The following is a 15,814-nucleotide window of genomic DNA, read 5'->3' on the forward strand; positions in this document are numbered from 1 at the left end:
CCACCCAAGCAATAGAAGCTTGGATGGCCACCGTCAGAGCTCGTGATCGAACCCTGGCTCCAAGCCCGCCAGCGCCTCATCCTCCACATCCCAGCTCTTGAGGATCTTGAAGATCACGCCGGTCGAGAAGCCGGCCCGCACCAGCAGACGCATCACTCTCGCCGCATCCTTGTCAGTGGCAGGCTTTTTCACGCGCTTGCGCTCCAGATGACGGCGCGCCAGCTCTTCCTCGTTCACCTCACCGTAGGCGGCTTCGAGCGTCTCCGAGATCAGCTCCTTGTCCACGCCCTTCACGGTAAGATCCTGCCGCACGCGCCGCTGGCCCAGCGCCATGTTGTCCTGCCGCAGCCGCGTGTAGGTCGCCGCGAAGTCGGCATCGTTCAGATAGCCATACTCCTTCAACCGCTTCAACACATGGTCGATCTTCGCCTGCCCCAGCGCGCCTTCTTCCACGCGCCCGCGCAGCAGACGCGTCAACTCGGCCACGGTGCGCATCCGCCGCCCTAGCGCCTTCACCGCATACTCATGCAGCGCTTCGGCGTCGAGCGGCTCGGTCTTCTTTACGCGTCCAAACGGCATCGGGCTCAAACTCTATCGATAAGCAGGTGAAATGGATTGTGACGCCGCCAGCGGTAAGAACGGAAATCGCTGTCGAGCGTAAGAATATCGCCGGTGTCCAACTCATCCGCCATCTGTATGAGGCATGCATCCGCCAACGACGCCGGAATGTCACGATACTTTTCCATCAAGGCGCGTACAGCACTCGCTGCATCGACAAGCCGCCATGGCATTTCAAATGAGCCGCTTTCGATATTTGCAACCACGGCATCGACCGCGCCCACCGATCTTTTCAGCAGATGACAGCTCTCCATGATGACGGGCTCACATGTCACAAGCGGTCGATCTAACTCCTCGAGTGCCCGGACACACATCGCATGGTACGCATCTCTTTGATGGAAGAGAGCCACAATGACGCTGGCATCCAACAAAACCGGAGAGATCAACGCCCGAGGTCTTCCAGGTATTTCTTGTTGGTCGAAAGGTCACTTGGCCCGGCATCGAACTGCCCTATCCCGATGATCTTCTTCCTCGGATAGGTCTCATGTTGCTTCTTCACCAACCGCAGTCCCTCGCGGATCAGCTCCGAAGCACTCGAGCCTGTACGCTGCATGAGCAGGTCCAGATCCGCCCGCTCATCCTTATCCAGCCGTGCCTGCACGATGCTCTTCATCGCTTTATTGTATGACACCTTTTATTTTTCGTATGACAATTATTACTTCGTCCACTGATCCACCCAGTCATTCACCGTCTTGTACCAGAGCTGCGAATTCTGCGGCTTCGTCACCCAGTGGCTCTCGTCCGGAAAGTACAGCATCTTCGACGGCACACCCATCCTCTGCAGCGTGGTGAAGAGCTGATAACCCTCCGAGACATCCAGTCGATAGTCGTGCTGCGAGTGGATCACCAGTGTCGGCGTCTTCATGCGCGGCGCCGAAAGCATCGGCGACCAGCGACGATACATCGCTCGATTCGTCCACGGCGTGCTGCCGAACTCCCACTCGTTGAACCACAGCTCTTCGGTCGTCCCATACGCCGACTCCGGATTGAACATCCCGTCGTGCGTCACAATGCAGCGAAAGCGGTCCGTGTGGCCAAGAATCCAGTCCGCCATAAAGCCGCCGTAGCTCGCGCCCAGCGCGCACTCACGGCTCTTGTCGATAAACGGATACTTCACCTCTGCCGCCGTCATCCCGTTCATCAGGTCGAGATACGGCTTGCCGCCCCAGTCGCGGTTCACCCGATCCACAAACGCCTGCCCATAGCCGACCGACCCGCCCGGGTTGATCATCACCACCACATAGCCATTCGCCGCAAACAGCTCCGCATTCCAGCGATAGCTCCAGCTGTCGCCCCATTCGCCCTGCGGTCCGCCATGGATCAGCATCTTCACCGGATACTTCTTCGTTTCATCGAAGCCCGGCGGCCGGAGGATAAAGCCCTCCACGCGCACCCGACCCAAGGACGAGAACCAGTAGTGCTCCATCTTCGACAGGTCTAATGCTTCGAGCAAAACAGCGTTCAAGTGAGTGACATCCTTCTGCATGAAGAAGGTCTGCGTCATCCCCAGATCGGTCGGAGAAGCATACGTCACTCTGCGATGCGCCATTCCTGCCGCCGCTTTTCTTACTCTGTCCGTCTCGAGCGCCACCACATCGCCCGGCACGCGCACCGTCTGCCGTGCAGCCACGATCGTCTTCCCATCCGGCGTTACATGCAGATCGCCGTAGGTACCCTCATCCGTCAATTCGCTGCTCTGCTTGCCGTCGAGCGAAGTCACAAACACCGGCTCTTCGCCCAAGTCCCCCGCGGCAAAATAAATCTTCTGCGAGTCCGGAGCCCACACGAACTCGTCTATCCAACGGTCAAAGTCAGGCAGGGGCTCTGTAATCTTCTTCGACGCGCGGTCGTACACCACCAGCCGGAAGCGGTCACTCTCATAACCCGCACGCGCCTGCGAGCGCCACGCAATCGACTTCCCATCCGGCGAGTACGCAGGCGAATGATCGCCTCCTGCCGCGGTTGAAATCTTCACCGGCTTCGCGTTCGCGTCGTCCAGCCGCAGCGTGAAGATATCCGAGTTCGTGCTCGTCGCCGCCACTGGGTCGAGATTCTCCTCGAAGGCGATCTCCTTGCCGTCCGGCGCAAAGGCATATTGATCCGGGCCGCCCATTGAGAACGGCGGCACATCGTGCCCGTCACCCGGCGTCAGATCGCGCAGCGCGCTCCCATCGGCGCTCACCAGAAAAAGATGGCTGCGCTTGTCGCCCGTAAAGTGATCCCAGTGCCGATAAAGCAGGTGAGTGAAGACCTGTGCCTTCACCTTTGATTCGGCGCTGGCCTCATCCTTCTGCTGATTGCAACTGTCATCGTTACATTCCGGATAGACCGCCGAGGTAAACAGGATGGACTTGCCATCCGGTGACCACATCGCGCCGTCCGTCTCCGTGCTCAGCGAGGTCAGCTTGTGCGGCTCACCGATCTTTCCCGTCGCACCGTCGAAATCTGCCAGCCAGATCTGCTGGCCGCCTTCACGTGTGCTCTCGAAGAGAATCTGCTTGCCGTCCGGCGAGAAGCGTCCACGGCTCTCGCCCGCTTCCCAGGCCAGCAGCGCGTGCGATTCGCCGCCCGCTACCGGCACCATCCACAGATGCGAGGTCTTCGTGTTCTGGGCGAGGCTCACATCCGTCGCCGAGTACATCACCCAGCGGCCATCTGGCGACACGGCGATCTCACCCAGCCGCCGCATCTTCATCATGTCCTCGAAGGTCATCGGACGCCGCGCAGCGCTCTGCGCCCATGCGCAGCTGGCAAACAGTCCCAATGCACTCACTACCGAGAGGCGCGCCCAACGGCGCATCTTCCTGCAAATCCTTCGCGTCATAGCAGCCCTGGCCGCCGTCATCCGCTCCAGCAGCACATCGAATGTAGCATCCACGCGCTTTATTCGCCGTGGATCATCCCCGCAGAAGCGTCTTTCTCCCTCGGTTCAGGCAGAGCCACCGGCAGCTCCACAATCACCGCAGCCCCGTGCGGCTGTAAATTGTAGGCGCTCATATCTCCGCCCAGCTCCCGGATCATCGAGTAGCACAGGCTCAATGCCATGCCCGCGCCCTCGTTCTTCGGCTTCAGCGTAAAAAACGGATCGAACAACCGCTCCGGCTCCGGAAACCCCGGTCCGCTGTTCGAGACCACGATGCGCAGATGCTCCTCGCCCTGTCCGGCTTCCATCCGCACCCACGGCTTCCCGCCCTCACCGGCCGCGGCCCGCGAAGCATTCGCCACCAGCTGCTTCAGCACCTGCGCCAGCCGCTCCGGATTGGCGCTCGCCGGCGGCAGATCCGCCGCCGCGCACACCTCGAAGTGAACTCCCTGCCCCTCACACTCCGGACGCAGCTCCGTCTCGAGCCCTCGCAGCACCCATTCCAGATCCAGCGCGGCCACCGGGCTGGGCGAGGGTCTCCAGAAACGTGCCAGCCCATCGATCACCTGCCGCATTCGCTGCGACTCGCTCCGGATTACTCCCGCGTAGCGCCGGGTCTTCTCCTCGGTCGAGGTCTCCTCCAGCAGCTCCGCATACCCCATCACCACGGTTAGAGGATTATTGAGCTCGTGCGCAATGCCTCCTGCCAGCCGCCCAATCCCGGCCAGCCGCTCCGACTGCGTCACTCTCCGCTGCAACGCAGCACTCTCGCGCGCCGACGCCAGCCGCGCAGCCAGGAGTTGCAGCGCCATCAAGTCCTCAGGCATCAGCGGATCGTCCTGCTCCTTCCGCGTCCCGACCGCCAGCACCCCTTGCAGATCCCCCTCGCGCGTACTGATCACAACCGTCCGCAGCGGCTCATTGTCCGTGAAATGCACTTTGTCGGACGGCGCAATCCAGGGGCACAACTCAAGAGACCTGCCATGGACCGGCTGCGTAGCCTGCTTTCGCATCTCCATCCACGCCGAGATCAGCTGTTCTTCGCTGATCCCCGCTGCCAGCCGCTCCAGAGCTCTTCCCTGCTCCGGGCTTGCACCGGCCACAGCCGCCAGACGCACGCGTCCTGGCACCTGCCGAAGCAGGATCGCCGCCAGCGAAAACCGGCTTGCCTCGACCACTGCCTCCACGACCGCCCGGTAGTGCATCCCGAAGTCCTGATGAGGCTCGGCCGGAAAATTCAACCTGGCATAGCGCTCCATCTCCAGCCGCGCACGCCGGTCCCGGCGCTGTCCCGCCGAGTTTTCCCGCGTCTCCTCCTCAAGCACCAGCGCAATGGTCCCTATCGCCGTCACCACGCATACGAGGTTCGAAAACCGGTGCACCGGCAGCCACACGCCGGGAGAAAGCGGCATGATCCCTTCCAGCAGCGGCACCACCTGCCAGATCACAAATCCCGCCGCCGTGAAGATGACTCCCGGCGAGGGCCGCCGGTAGATCGCCACCACCAGGACTGCCGTCCAGATTCCGATTCCTGCCTGTGCAGCATGAATCACCATGGAAGGCTGGTTCAGAGCCGCATAGCACAGGCATACCACGGACACCGCCGATGCCCAGGACATCGTTCCCCAGCGGGGCATATGCACGGGGCGCCTGCTCCATGCCACAGAGACCGCCGCGGTCGCCACCACCGCGGCAAACTCCACACCGCGTAAGAAAGGCCCTGCCCCGCCCGCTACCGACGTCAGCACCACATACAGCAGCGACGGCATGGCAAACATCGCCACCCAGGAGATCCGCTGCCGCTTGCCGAAAAACGGCACGGCCATCGATCCCAGGAACATCAGCATCCCCAGCGCTCCGCAGCTTCGGTATGCAGCCTTTGACCACCCTCCAGCCGGTCCCAGTACCTCCAGCAGCATCTGCGTAGCAATCAGCAGCCATCCCGCCAGCCAGAGCCGGCGGCGCCAGTTCCTGCGCTGCACATTCAGCACGGCAAATACCGCGACAAGCAGCCAGAGCAGGATCAGAGTTGGAACCTGGTAGTCATCCATCATGAGAAACGGGATATACCTGTTTCGCAGTGGCTATAACCGCAGAAACGGAGTGGCTTTTCTTCAGGAAAACACCACCTGGCATACAGCCAGAAACGGCTATCGTGACTGCGAAACCGGTATCGTACCGCCAGTGTACGTGAGCCGCCAGTTCTCTTTTCCTCGCGTTGCTGCCTGCCGCTCCCAAAGGCGCTACCATGAAGGCGTGAAGGAGCTCCGCGTGCCCGCATCTGCTGTCCGTCCCGCCTCTCCTCGTTCTCACCTCGGTCTGGCCTGCATGCTTGCGGCCGGAGCCCTGCTGCTGGCCCCTGCCATAGCCCAGGCACAGGTCTCCTATACCGCCATGCCGCTCGATTCCGGCTTCGGCCCGCTCGACACCTCCGAGCCCACCATCCCGCCGCAGCAGATCATCGACCAGTTCACCGCCAAGGAATCCGTCTTCCGCCAGGCCATGGACAACTACACCTACGAGCGCAGCGTGAAGGTCGAAACCCTGAACGATGACAATAAAGTAGACGGCCAGTATTACGAGGTCACCGACATCTCCTTCGATCCCGACGGCAAGCGCATGGAGCACGTCGTCCTCGCCCCCGCCAGCACCCTCGAACGGGTGCAGATGTCCCCCGCCGACTTCCAGGACATCGAGCAGCGCCTGCCCTTCGTGCTCACCAAAGAAGATGTCGGCCAGTATGACCTCCACTACGTCGGCCGGCAGAAAATCGACGACGTCGATACCTACGTCTTCGACGTTGCTCCCAAAAAGATCGAGAAGCCGCACCGCTACTTCCAGGGCCGTATCTGGGTCGATCAGCACGATCTCCAGATCGTCGTCACCGACGGCAAGAATGTCCCCGACGACACCCGCAAAGGGCACGAGGACCTGTCTCCGCCCTTCGTTACCTACCGCGAGCAGATTGACGGCAAATACTGGTTTCCGGTCTATACCAAGGGCGACGGCATCCTGCACTTCTCCGGCGGCCACGGCTATCTCAGCCAGGACGTCCATATCCGCGAAACGCTGAAGTACACCAACTACAAGCACTTCAACGCCAGCGTGCGCGTGCTCTTCCAGGGCCAGGACATCACCAACAACGGCCAGCAGCAACCCGACCAGAAACCGCCGCAAAAGCCGCAATAACAGGGGCTCAGATCGATCGTAAAACCTGGGTGCCCCATCCATGCCCGGGTTTGGCATGGGTGGGTCTCACACAGGCCTCCATCGCAACCAAAGAGAGTGGAGGCTGAAGGCCACTCGCCCTGCGCGCAGCAGTCAGGTACCCCAGCCAGCCTGGGCAGAAAGCGAAAATCCCAGCGCGCCGATCCGGAAAAAGCACGGATACGCCGGAACGGCTCTTCAACCTGGATGCGCGATCGTGCATCCAATTATTCCGCATCATCCGTAAGACAGACAGCAGAGGAGCATCCCCTTCATGGCATCCCCCGGAAATACCACAGTGACCATCGATGGAAATCAATTCAACGCCATCTCCACGCACGTCGGCTTCAGCACCATTCACGATGAAATGGGCATGCCGCTCATGGGATCGCAATCCTGCTCCATCAGCGTCACAGTCGATATTCACGACAATGTGAACATGCCCTTCAGCACCCTCAGCGCGCTCTTCGGGCTCTCCAACCAGCTCACTCGCGACAAGGTGCGCGACATGAAGATCGAGTACTGGACCGATGAAAGCAGGCAGGATGCCATCTGTGTTTATCAGTTCAGTGGCTGGATCTCCAGCTTTTACACCATCAGCGGTGCAGGCTCCAATCACCTCCTCAGCCTCACCCTCCAGCCGGCTCTCACCAACAAGCAGTATGTCGATGTGAAGATGTCGAACTAACTGGAGAGACAAACGAATGCCGTATCCGCATGATGAAGCCAAGCTGAAGCAGTGGGAGGTTCAGCTCTCCGACGAGATTGCAAAGAACCCCGCCCCCTGGAACAGCTACGATGCGCAGCTCCAGCTCGTAACCAACACCTACAACAAATTCCTCAGCGGCACTGCCAACTATCAACCCATCGACTGGCAGGTCATCAAGGCCATCACCTGGGTCGAATCCGGTGCGGCCAACGCGGCCTGGCAAACCGCGCCCATGCAGATCGGCGTCAATGGAGACCCCGGCCTTCGGGAACTGCTCACCTCGCCTACCGGCAAGCTCGTTCTCCCGCCCGAGTACGCGAACATGCTCACCGTCTCCAATGTGCCCGTCAACGGCAACCTCAACATCGAAGCTGGCGTCGGCTACGTCCTCAAGATCACCGCCATGTTCGGCCTGCAGGCAGATCCACCCCCCGCACCAGCCGCCACTCCCGCAGCGCCGGCCTCAGGAGCCGCTCCCGCAGCACCTCCTGTCGCACCTGCTCCTGTAACGCCCGCGCCCGCATCCGCGGCCCATAAAAGCGCTCCTGCGGCACATGGAAAATCGCATCATCCCAAGCATCCCGCGCCGCCCAAGGTGCACAAGCACCTGGCCATCATCGGCTGGCGCCCTCGCACCCTCCAGTTCATTGCCAAGCACTACAACGCAGGCGACGGAAACTACGCCGACAAGCTCCAGTTCGCACTCGACATCATCACCGGCAAAATCAAGCCGGAGCGAGCTCCCGCGCCACCCCCTAAGCATCCTGCAAAGAAGCACACCCCCATGCGCGTCCCGGCTCACGGAAGGAAATAGCGAACCATGAGAGCTCTCAGCACCGCGCTTCTGCTTGCTCTTCTGTCCACCGCAGCCACCGCGCAGAATGCTGCCGTCCATCCCTACCCACGTCTCTCCCTCGAAGGCGACGGCCACGCCTGTTCCGGCTACTTCAAAACCACCCGCACCCGTCTACGCTGGAAGAGCTCCTTCAGCACCTGCGACCAGCCCTATCGTGTCTCCAGCCACGATCACGATGTGTGGACCCTCGAGCTCCTCCCCTCCACAACAACAAAACAGACATCCTGCCCATTCCAGGTCATCACACTCGAAAAATCCGACCCCACCTATGCCGGCTCAGGCTGGAATGTGACAGGCTACGAATCTTTCGATCAACTCAAACAGACGCCTCCTCAGCCCAGGCTCAGCTGCCCCATGATGTAGTCTCCGCATCGCGAAGCAGGCAGGCAGGTCACAGCTGCTTTGAGTGGATGAACATCGGCTCCTTCGATGCCCTACCTGACCACGGCCCGCCGGCGGTACCATGCCAGCCATGAATAAACTCGCGCCCTTTCTCTGGTTCAACGACAACGCCGAAAATGCAGCCGAGTTCTACCTGGGCATCTTCCCGCATGCACGCAAACTCGACGAGGTGCGATCGAAAGGCGTCGGCCCATGGCCTGCCGGCAAAACGGCCACAGTCACCATCGAGCTCGAAGGCCAGGAGATGGTTTTTCTCAACGGCGGCCCCGCCTATCAACTCAACCCGGCCATCTCGTTCTTCGTCCGTTGCGATTCTCAGCAGGAGATCGATCATTACTGGGACAAGCTGATCGAAGGGGGAAAGCCCATGGCCTGCGGATGGCTCACCGACCGCTTCGGTCTGTGCTGGCAGATCGTACCCCGCAATATCGGCGAACTGATCAAGCATCCCAAAGCCATGGAAGCGATGATGACGATGATCAAGCTGGACCTGCCCAGACTCGAAGCCGCCGCCCGCGAAGGCTGAGATCGGCCGGTACCCCATAAAACAGGGTGTAGGGGATAGGGTGTAGGGGATAGGGTGTAGGGGATAGGGTGTAGGGGATAGGGCGTAGGATCTAGTTCTCTCACCCCTCCCGCATCTTGTCATCCCGGCCGAAGCGAAGGGACCTGCAGTTCCTTCCACAAGCGAGGATACGGGTGCCCCACGTCTCGCTTTTGAGACGTGGGTTTGCAGGATGCAACGGGTGGCCCATTCAAGCCCGGTTTTGGCTTGAATGGGGAACAACACCTCCCATCCGCGACCATCGGGAGCGGGAGGCCGAAGGCGAAAGGCCTGGACGGCCAGTCCCGCCCTGCGCGTAGCAGCCGAAGGCACCGGCCCAGTTACACCCTACACCCTACACCCTACCCCCTGCTTTTAAGGCTTAGCCCCCACCAGCAACACATGCACCATGCGCCGCGCCCGTTCCTGCCAGTCTTCCTTCGGACCGCCATAGGCCACGCCGAACAGCGCCAGCATCAGGTCCATGGGCGCCACGTCGGCCCGGATCACTCCGGCCGCAATCGCCCGCGTCCCCAGCAGCTCAATCGCTCCGCTCAGCGCCGCGCCCGATACGGCGAACACATCCGCCGTGCCGCACACCATCGTCTGCAGCGCCGGCATATACAGGCGCTTGGCGCCCATGTAATCCACCAGCAGCCACAGCCACTCCCGCAGCGCATCTCCCGGCTTGAGCCTCGCCGAGAGCTCCCGCGCCGAGGCCGCCAGCTTTTCCACTTCCACCCGGTAGAGCGCCTCGATCAGCGCATCCCGCGAAGGAAAATTCCGATACAGCGTTCCCGGCCCAACCTCCGCCAGCCGCGCAACCTCATCCATGCTCGGCTCTGCGCCCGACCGCGCAAAGGCCTCCTTGGCCACGGCAAGAATCCGTTCCCGGTTGCGCTGCGCATCGGCTCTCGGTTTCCGGAGAGACTCTTCCGCCGTCATCTTCGTACTTGGCTTTTTCGCGGCCTTCTTCGCCGCCCCGCGGGCAGTTTTTTGGGTCAAAGATTTTTTCATCGCGATTCTTGCAACCGGAGCCACCCTCCGTTTATCTATATCTACCGGAGACAGTCTCCGCTTTAAATTTTCTTTCGACGACTCCGTAACCGACCGCTGCCTGCACGCAGCCCGATTTCCGCAGTTCAACCCTAGGCGGCATCCACATAGAGCGATAGTAAAAGGCTGTCATTTCGACCGGAGCAGGACAGTTTCATCGTCCTGCGGAGTGGAGAAACCTGCAGTTTTCTCCGGTACCAGCAAAAACACAGGTCCCTCCACTCCGCTGCGCTCCGGTCGGGATGACAACGATATGGGCAAGCTCTTTAGTTTCATACCAGCTATTTGGAGATACGCCCTAGGAATAGCCTAAGCCTTCGTCCTCCGCCTCGTCTGGGCCGATTTGCCCCAGCAACGACGATCACCCGAAAGTCCATAACACCCTCTAAGGAGCAGCACCCATGTCGACCGTTCCGCAAACATTCGGCTACAACTCCACCACCGAGGACGTCCTCAAGGGCGTCTCTCTCAAGGGTAAGCGAATTCTGGTCACCGGCGTCTCGGCCGGCCTCGGCATTGAAACCGCCCGCGCCCTCGCCGCGCACGGCGCGCATGTCATTGGCACCGTCCGCGATCTCGCCAAGGCCGAGCGCACCACCGCCGGAATCCGCGAAGCCGCAGCAGCCTCGGGCGGCGGATTCGAGCTCCTGGAGCTCGATCTCGCCAGCCTCGCCAGCGTCCGCGCCGCAGCCGATAAGTTTCTCGCCAAAGGTGAGCCCCTCGACATCATCATTGCCAACGCCGGTGTCATGGCCACGCCTCTCAGCTACACCGTCGATGGCTTCGAGACGCAGTTCGGAACCAACCACCTCGGCCACTTCGTCTTCATCAACCGCATCGCGCCGCTGCTGCGTGACGGCGGAAGGCTCGTCAATCTCTCCTCCTCGGGGCATCGCTTCTCCGACGTGAATCTTGACGACCCGGGCTTCAAGCACACCGAATACCAGCCCTTCGTCGGCTATGGGCGCTCGAAGACCGCGAATATTCTCTTCGCCGTCGCCTTCGACAAGCGCCATCGCGCCCGCGGCATCCGCGCCACGGCGGTCCATCCCGGCGGCATCCAGACCGAGCTTGCCCGCCACATGGACCCCGGCGCCATCCCTGCCATGATCGACCAGATCAACCAGCAGCTCGCCGCTGAAGGCAAAGGTCCCTTCCAGTGGAAGACCGTTCCCCAAGGTGCTGCGACCTCCATCTGGGCCGCAGTCGTCGCCCCGGCCGAGGAAGTCGGTGCGCGCTTCTGCGAAAACTGCCACGTCAGCCACGTGGTTCCCGACAGCCAGCCCCTGGGCATGATGAACGAAGGCGTCCGCGCCTACGCCCTCGACGAAGCCAACGCCGAAGCCCTCTGGAAGAAGAGCGAAGAGCTCGTCGGAGAAACCTTCTAACCCATCACAAAAAATGCGGCTGGCGAGAAGGAGGCACCCATCCTCGCCGGCCGCGTATTGTTCTCGCTCCAGTCCAGCAGAGCTAGTCCAGCGAGAACCAGTTAAAGTTGGCGATCGTGTTGTAATAACCGCCCGTATCCATCACCAGTTGCAGCGTGTGCGTGCCTCCCAGCAGCTGGATATTCGGTACATCGAGCGTCTGCCACGTCTGCCAGCCTTCGGTCTCCGGCACCGTGATCGGCCCGCTCACATCATGCCCATCCACCGCCAGGTGAAAGACACCGCCGCCGACATCCGTCGCTACCCGCACATGCAGCGTGTAGCGCCCGGCGCGTTCGATGTTCACGGTGTAATTCAGCCAGTCGCCCGGATTTGTCGATCCCACATCCGCGCCGCCGCCGGTATCCGAGCACGCTTCGATGTACACCGTCTCACCCGGCCGATAATTGTCACCGCCATTGTTACTTGTATTGCCGTTCCAGTACGCAACGCCCTTGCCGCCCACATCGAAGTTCTCTGCCTGGATCGTGCCCGGCACCGCTGCAGGCGTGCCGCCGTACGGCGTGGATGCCGTAACCGGCTCCACGGCAAACCAGTTGAAGTTCCCCATCCCGCCGGTGGGCCCATTGCCGTCGAAGACGATCTTCATCACGTGCTGCCCTGCCGCCAGCCGGAAGACCGGGCTATACATCGTCTCCCATGTCTGCCATCCATTCGTTGCCGGGGTGTACTGGTTACCCGTTACATTGCGGCCGTCGAACTCCGCATGCCAGTAGCCGCCGTCACCGAGCGAAGCCACACGCGTCTGCAGGCTATAAAACCCGGTCGTGGCCACGTTCACCGTATACTTCAGCCACTGCCCTTCCGCCGTATAGCCCACGTCGTAGCCGCCGCCCGTGTCGCTCGTCACCTCGATGCCCACCGTCTCGCTCGGCCGGTAACTCGCACCGCCTTGATCGGTCGTCGCCAGGTTGAAGTACGCCACGCCCTTGCCGCCGTTGTCGAAGTTCTCCGCCTGGATCACTCCCGGAATCGGCCATGCCGAACCGCCATACGGCGTCTCCGGAGAGCCCACCGTCAGCTGCACCGTCGAGCTCCGCTGTGTATTGCCCTGCACACCCGTCACCGTCACCGGATATATCCCTGCGCTCGCGCCCGATGTCGTATCCAGCTGCAATGCGTAGTGCTGCGCCATCCCGTTCGATGAAGCGAACAGCTGTGGCTCCAGCCGTCCCCATACACCCGAAGGCAGGCTGCCAAGATCGAGACGCACATGGCCGAGACTGTGCCCGTAATGATCCACGTCTACGACGAAACCCGTGTTGTCGCCCGGAGCCACCGTCTGCGCATCCGGCCCGGCCGTCACACCAAAGGTTGATCCCGGATAACCCTGCCAGGTAAAGGTCGCGACCGCGCCGGCCGGCAGCGTGTACGTCACATTCTGGCTGCGCCAGTTGAGAGTAAACGTGCTCGCCTCCGACGCCGCATTCAGCACAACCACCGCAATCGAGCCATCCGGATTCTTGAAGGCCACATCCTCCACACTGCCCGAGCCGAAGGTGTTGGAAGAGATGCGGTATGCCCCTGCCTGCACGTACTTCGAGAGATGCCCGAGCACGTAGTACTCCACGTTGCGCTCCACCGTCGCCGGCGATGTGCTGGTATCAATCGTCACCACGCCGCGGCAGTCCGTGCAGCCGTTCTGCACCGTGGGGCCGCCGTTCTGATCGAGCGCCATATTCCACAGCGTCACGCTCTTGCCCCAGTTGCGCAGCACGTCGATCACATCGCTCTCGACCATATTCGGCAGGTTGGTCGCGAAGTTTGGCGCATACGATCCGCCCGTGCACTCGGTGAACCACACCGGCGCGCCATGATCTAAGTCATGAATCGCATTCTGCGCATCCGAGACCGAGCCTGCATAGCAGTGGAACGAAACACCGGCCAGCCATGGCCGCACCGAGGGATCGCGCAAAAGCAATTCGGGATAGAGCGGATTATCCCAGTTATGCTCGTAGCCCAGAATGCCCGGCGTCGCATCGGCAGCATCCTGGTGCTGCCCGGCAAAATTCCATCCCTGGTTCTTGAAGCGCTGCGCCAGAAGCGCGGGGCCAAGATACTGGCTGATGAATGTAGCCTCGTCATTCTCCGCCATGAACATCGTCGGATAGCCCGTCGTCTCATACAGCGGCTCGTTCTGCACCGCAACATAGTTGATCGGCACACCGTCCTTCTCGTACGCCTGCACAAACTTCGTGAAGTACTTCGCCAGCGCCGGAAAATACTGCGTCTCGAGCGTCCCTCCACCGGTCGACTGGCTGGTCTTCATCCATGCCGGAGGCGACCATGGCAGCGCCAGCACCTTGATCTGCGGATTCACCGCAAACGCCGCCCGGATCGTCGGGATGATGTACGCCTCATCATGCGCAATGGAAAACTGCGTCATCTGCGGGTCTGTATCTCCCGCAGCCAGGTCGTCATACGTGTAATTGCTCAACGCCAGGTCGGTCGCACCCATCGGCTGGCGCAGAAAACTCAGATGAATGCCGCCGGTACCGAAGAGATCCTGCATCAGCGCGGTACGCTGCGCGGCCGTCAGCTTGTTCCACACCAGGTACGCCGCCGAATCGGTGAACGAAGCACCCACGCCATCGAGCGTCTGGTAGCGCACCGTATCATCCACGTCGATGGCCATCTGCGTGCCCGTCCCCGGCTCAAAAGTGAGCGAGGGTTGCGGCGCCAGCAGCGCCGACTGGTCCGCATTCGTCTGCACCACGCTGACCGTCTGCGCCCTTCCCGCCGCACCGGCCGCCAGAAGAAGCACCGCGCCACACGCCATCCGAAAAAAGAGCGCAGCTGTCCCGCGCCCTTGAGCACTCACACTCATGGGAGATTGCATTGCATCGTCCTGTCAGAACAGATTTTTTCTTCTCTCCGCCGCGAAACCGCATTTCGCACGCGACAGGATGGATATCACCCAAAATTTGCGCCTGTCAAGAACAAACGTTTGTCTTAAGAAGTATGGAGATTTCTTCATCTTCTCCCGCAAAACCGGGCCCGCCTGCAGAGCTTCCTTATCTACGGCAACCCGCGGGAACATATATCTGTGACAGTTACAAAAACAGGCCTCGCTTCCTCGCCATAAAGCCTCTGCGCGTTCGCATGCAAAAGGGCAGGCTTCCTTTCGGAAGCCTGCCCTTCAAACCTCTTCCCCGCGCGAGCGCGGACAGAGGCTGCTCCTGTTTTTGCTACTTGCCGGCCGCCGGCTTCGCCGCCTTGGCGCCGCCGTCTTTCGCCGCACGATAGCCGGCTGCCTTCGCATCGGCTTCCGTCATGAACTTGCCGTTCTTGGTCGCGCCATACTGCTTGGCGCTCGACTGGTGATACACCTTGGTATTCAGGTTGACCCAAACCAGTCCCTTCGACTTCGCATCGGCAATTGCGGCGGCATCCGGAGCGGGCGCTGCGGCCGTTGCCTTTGCAGCATGCGTGGAAGCTGCGGGAGCGGGTGTAGCGGCGGTCTGGGCGAACAGCATGCCGGTGGAAACCACCGAGCACAGGGCGAGGATACGAAGCGTTCTCATGGGTTTTAACTATCCTTTCAATGTTCAGCTTCTGTTTACAGAAGATGCAAATCTGTCACGCGCGTTCATCCCGGGGTAAAAGTGCATGACAGGCTCCTGAAACCCCGGCTCCGCGCCAAAGTCTCGGTCAAAACAGGACCGGCTGTCAATCCGCATTTCCCCCGCATCAGCCGCGCACTCCATCCTGCCGAAGCACAGGACCGCATGCTACACTGCCCCCATTCCATGCCGGTTCATCCTTCGATCCGAACATGGAACAACTGCTGTAACCAAGGAGTCGCGCATGGGTATTCTCGAAGAAGCAGCCGGAGCATTCGCCGCGGTCGAAGGCGTCAAGAAGCTTGACCCGGACGCAGGCATCATCACCGAAGGCGTAGCCGCAATCGCAGGGTTTGAAGGAACGGAAGCCATCACCGACCTGATCGAAAAGAAGGAAGAAGCCAAGGACGGACAGAGCTAACCGTCTGCCGCGAACTGCGCCCAGCCCCCGCTGGGCGCATGCTGTCCCTGTGCTCCTCTTCGGAATGCCGGGATCGCAGACAACCCCGTCGCATCACGCATCGCATCGCAGAACCCAACCTGCCTCT

General features: G+C 61.1%; 15 protein-coding genes. 7 read left to right on the forward strand and 8 right to left on the reverse strand.

Translation table 11 applies throughout. The features are described 5' to 3' along the window. Window positions 1-33: 33 nt before the first annotated feature. From ESZ00_RS16695 to ESZ00_RS16715, 5 genes are all read right to left on the reverse strand, one after another. Window positions 34-579 (reverse strand): regulatory protein RecX, encoded by a 546-nt coding sequence (locus tag ESZ00_RS16695; RefSeq protein ID WP_129209465.1) that lies wholly within the window; start codon window positions 577-579, stop codon window positions 34-36. A gap of 5 nt (window positions 580-584) precedes the next feature. Next, complete coding sequence (locus ESZ00_RS16700; RefSeq protein ID WP_164981571.1) at window positions 585-1,004, reverse strand: type II toxin-antitoxin system VapC family toxin; 420 nt, start codon at window positions 1,002-1,004, stop codon at window positions 585-587. Further along, on the reverse strand, window positions 1,001-1,249 hold the full coding sequence (locus ESZ00_RS16705) for a ribbon-helix-helix domain-containing protein (protein WP_129209467.1): 249 nt from the start codon (window positions 1,247-1,249) through the stop codon (window positions 1,001-1,003). The genes ESZ00_RS16700 and ESZ00_RS16705 overlap by 4 nt, the downstream gene beginning before the upstream one ends. Window positions 1,250-1,273: 24 nt before the next feature. Beyond that, window positions 1,274-3,418: a S9 family peptidase gene (locus ESZ00_RS16710; protein ID WP_229741136.1), complete on the reverse strand. Its 2,145-nt coding sequence runs from the start codon at window positions 3,416-3,418 to the stop codon at window positions 1,274-1,276. Window positions 3,419-3,501: 83 nt separating this feature from the next. Beyond that, a complete protein-coding gene (locus tag ESZ00_RS16715) occupies window positions 3,502-5,535 on the reverse strand; it encodes a sensor histidine kinase (RefSeq protein ID WP_129209468.1) in 2,034 nt (677 codons plus the stop codon). 217 nt (window positions 5,536-5,752) lie between these two features. Between ESZ00_RS16715 and ESZ00_RS16720 the strand changes: the two genes are divergently transcribed. The 5 genes from ESZ00_RS16720 (at window position 5,753) to ESZ00_RS16740 (ending at window position 9,181) form a co-directional block, all read left to right on the forward strand. Then, window positions 5,753-6,670, forward strand: a complete 918-nt coding sequence (locus tag ESZ00_RS16720; protein ID WP_229741137.1) for a hypothetical protein — start codon at window positions 5,753-5,755, stop codon at window positions 6,668-6,670. 292 nt (window positions 6,671-6,962) lie between these two features. Next, complete coding sequence (locus tag ESZ00_RS16725; protein WP_129209469.1) at window positions 6,963-7,376, forward strand: hypothetical protein; 414 nt, start codon at window positions 6,963-6,965, stop codon at window positions 7,374-7,376. Between the two features lie 16 nt (window positions 7,377-7,392). Further along, window positions 7,393-8,211: a hypothetical protein gene (locus ESZ00_RS20125; RefSeq protein ID WP_164981572.1), complete on the forward strand. Its 819-nt coding sequence runs from the start codon at window positions 7,393-7,395 to the stop codon at window positions 8,209-8,211. Between the two features lie 6 nt (window positions 8,212-8,217). After that, window positions 8,218-8,616, forward strand: a complete 399-nt coding sequence (locus ESZ00_RS16735) for a hypothetical protein (RefSeq protein ID WP_129209470.1) — start codon at window positions 8,218-8,220, stop codon at window positions 8,614-8,616. Window positions 8,617-8,725: 109 nt separating this feature from the next. After that, on the forward strand, window positions 8,726-9,181 hold the full coding sequence (locus tag ESZ00_RS16740) for a VOC family protein (RefSeq protein WP_129209471.1): 456 nt from the start codon (window positions 8,726-8,728) through the stop codon (window positions 9,179-9,181). A gap of 393 nt (window positions 9,182-9,574) precedes the next feature. Here ESZ00_RS16740 and ESZ00_RS16745 read toward each other — a convergent pair whose 3' ends face one another. Next, window positions 9,575-10,204: a TetR/AcrR family transcriptional regulator gene (locus tag ESZ00_RS16745; protein WP_229741138.1), complete on the reverse strand. Its 630-nt coding sequence runs from the start codon at window positions 10,202-10,204 to the stop codon at window positions 9,575-9,577. Window positions 10,205-10,656: 452 nt separating this feature from the next. On the opposite strand from ESZ00_RS16745, the gene ESZ00_RS16750 reads away from it, so the two are divergent. Beyond that, window positions 10,657-11,643 carry an SDR family NAD(P)-dependent oxidoreductase gene (locus tag ESZ00_RS16750; RefSeq protein WP_129209472.1) on the forward strand — a complete coding sequence of 329 codons (987 nt, stop codon included), beginning with the start codon at window positions 10,657-10,659 and terminating at the stop codon, window positions 11,641-11,643. Window positions 11,644-11,725: 82 nt separating this feature from the next. Here ESZ00_RS16750 and ESZ00_RS16755 read toward each other — a convergent pair whose 3' ends face one another. Both ESZ00_RS16755 and ESZ00_RS16760 read right to left on the reverse strand, forming a co-directional pair. After that, complete coding sequence (locus ESZ00_RS16755) at window positions 11,726-14,467, reverse strand: carbohydrate-binding protein (protein ID WP_164981573.1); 2,742 nt, start codon at window positions 14,465-14,467, stop codon at window positions 11,726-11,728. Between the two features lie 424 nt (window positions 14,468-14,891). Further along, the gene (locus tag ESZ00_RS16760; protein ID WP_129209474.1) at window positions 14,892-15,227 is read right to left on the reverse strand and encodes a signal protein; all 336 of its coding nucleotides are present in this window, start codon (window positions 15,225-15,227) and stop codon (window positions 14,892-14,894) included. 283 nt (window positions 15,228-15,510) lie between these two features. Between ESZ00_RS16760 and ESZ00_RS20130 the strand changes: the two genes are divergently transcribed. Beyond that, window positions 15,511-15,687: a hypothetical protein gene (locus ESZ00_RS20130; protein WP_164981574.1), complete on the forward strand. Its 177-nt coding sequence runs from the start codon at window positions 15,511-15,513 to the stop codon at window positions 15,685-15,687. The last annotated feature ends 127 nt before the right edge of the window (window positions 15,688-15,814 follow it).

This window comes from Silvibacterium dinghuense (genome assembly GCF_004123295.1).
GTDB lineage: Bacteria > Acidobacteriota > Terriglobia > Terriglobales > Acidobacteriaceae > Silvibacterium > Silvibacterium dinghuense.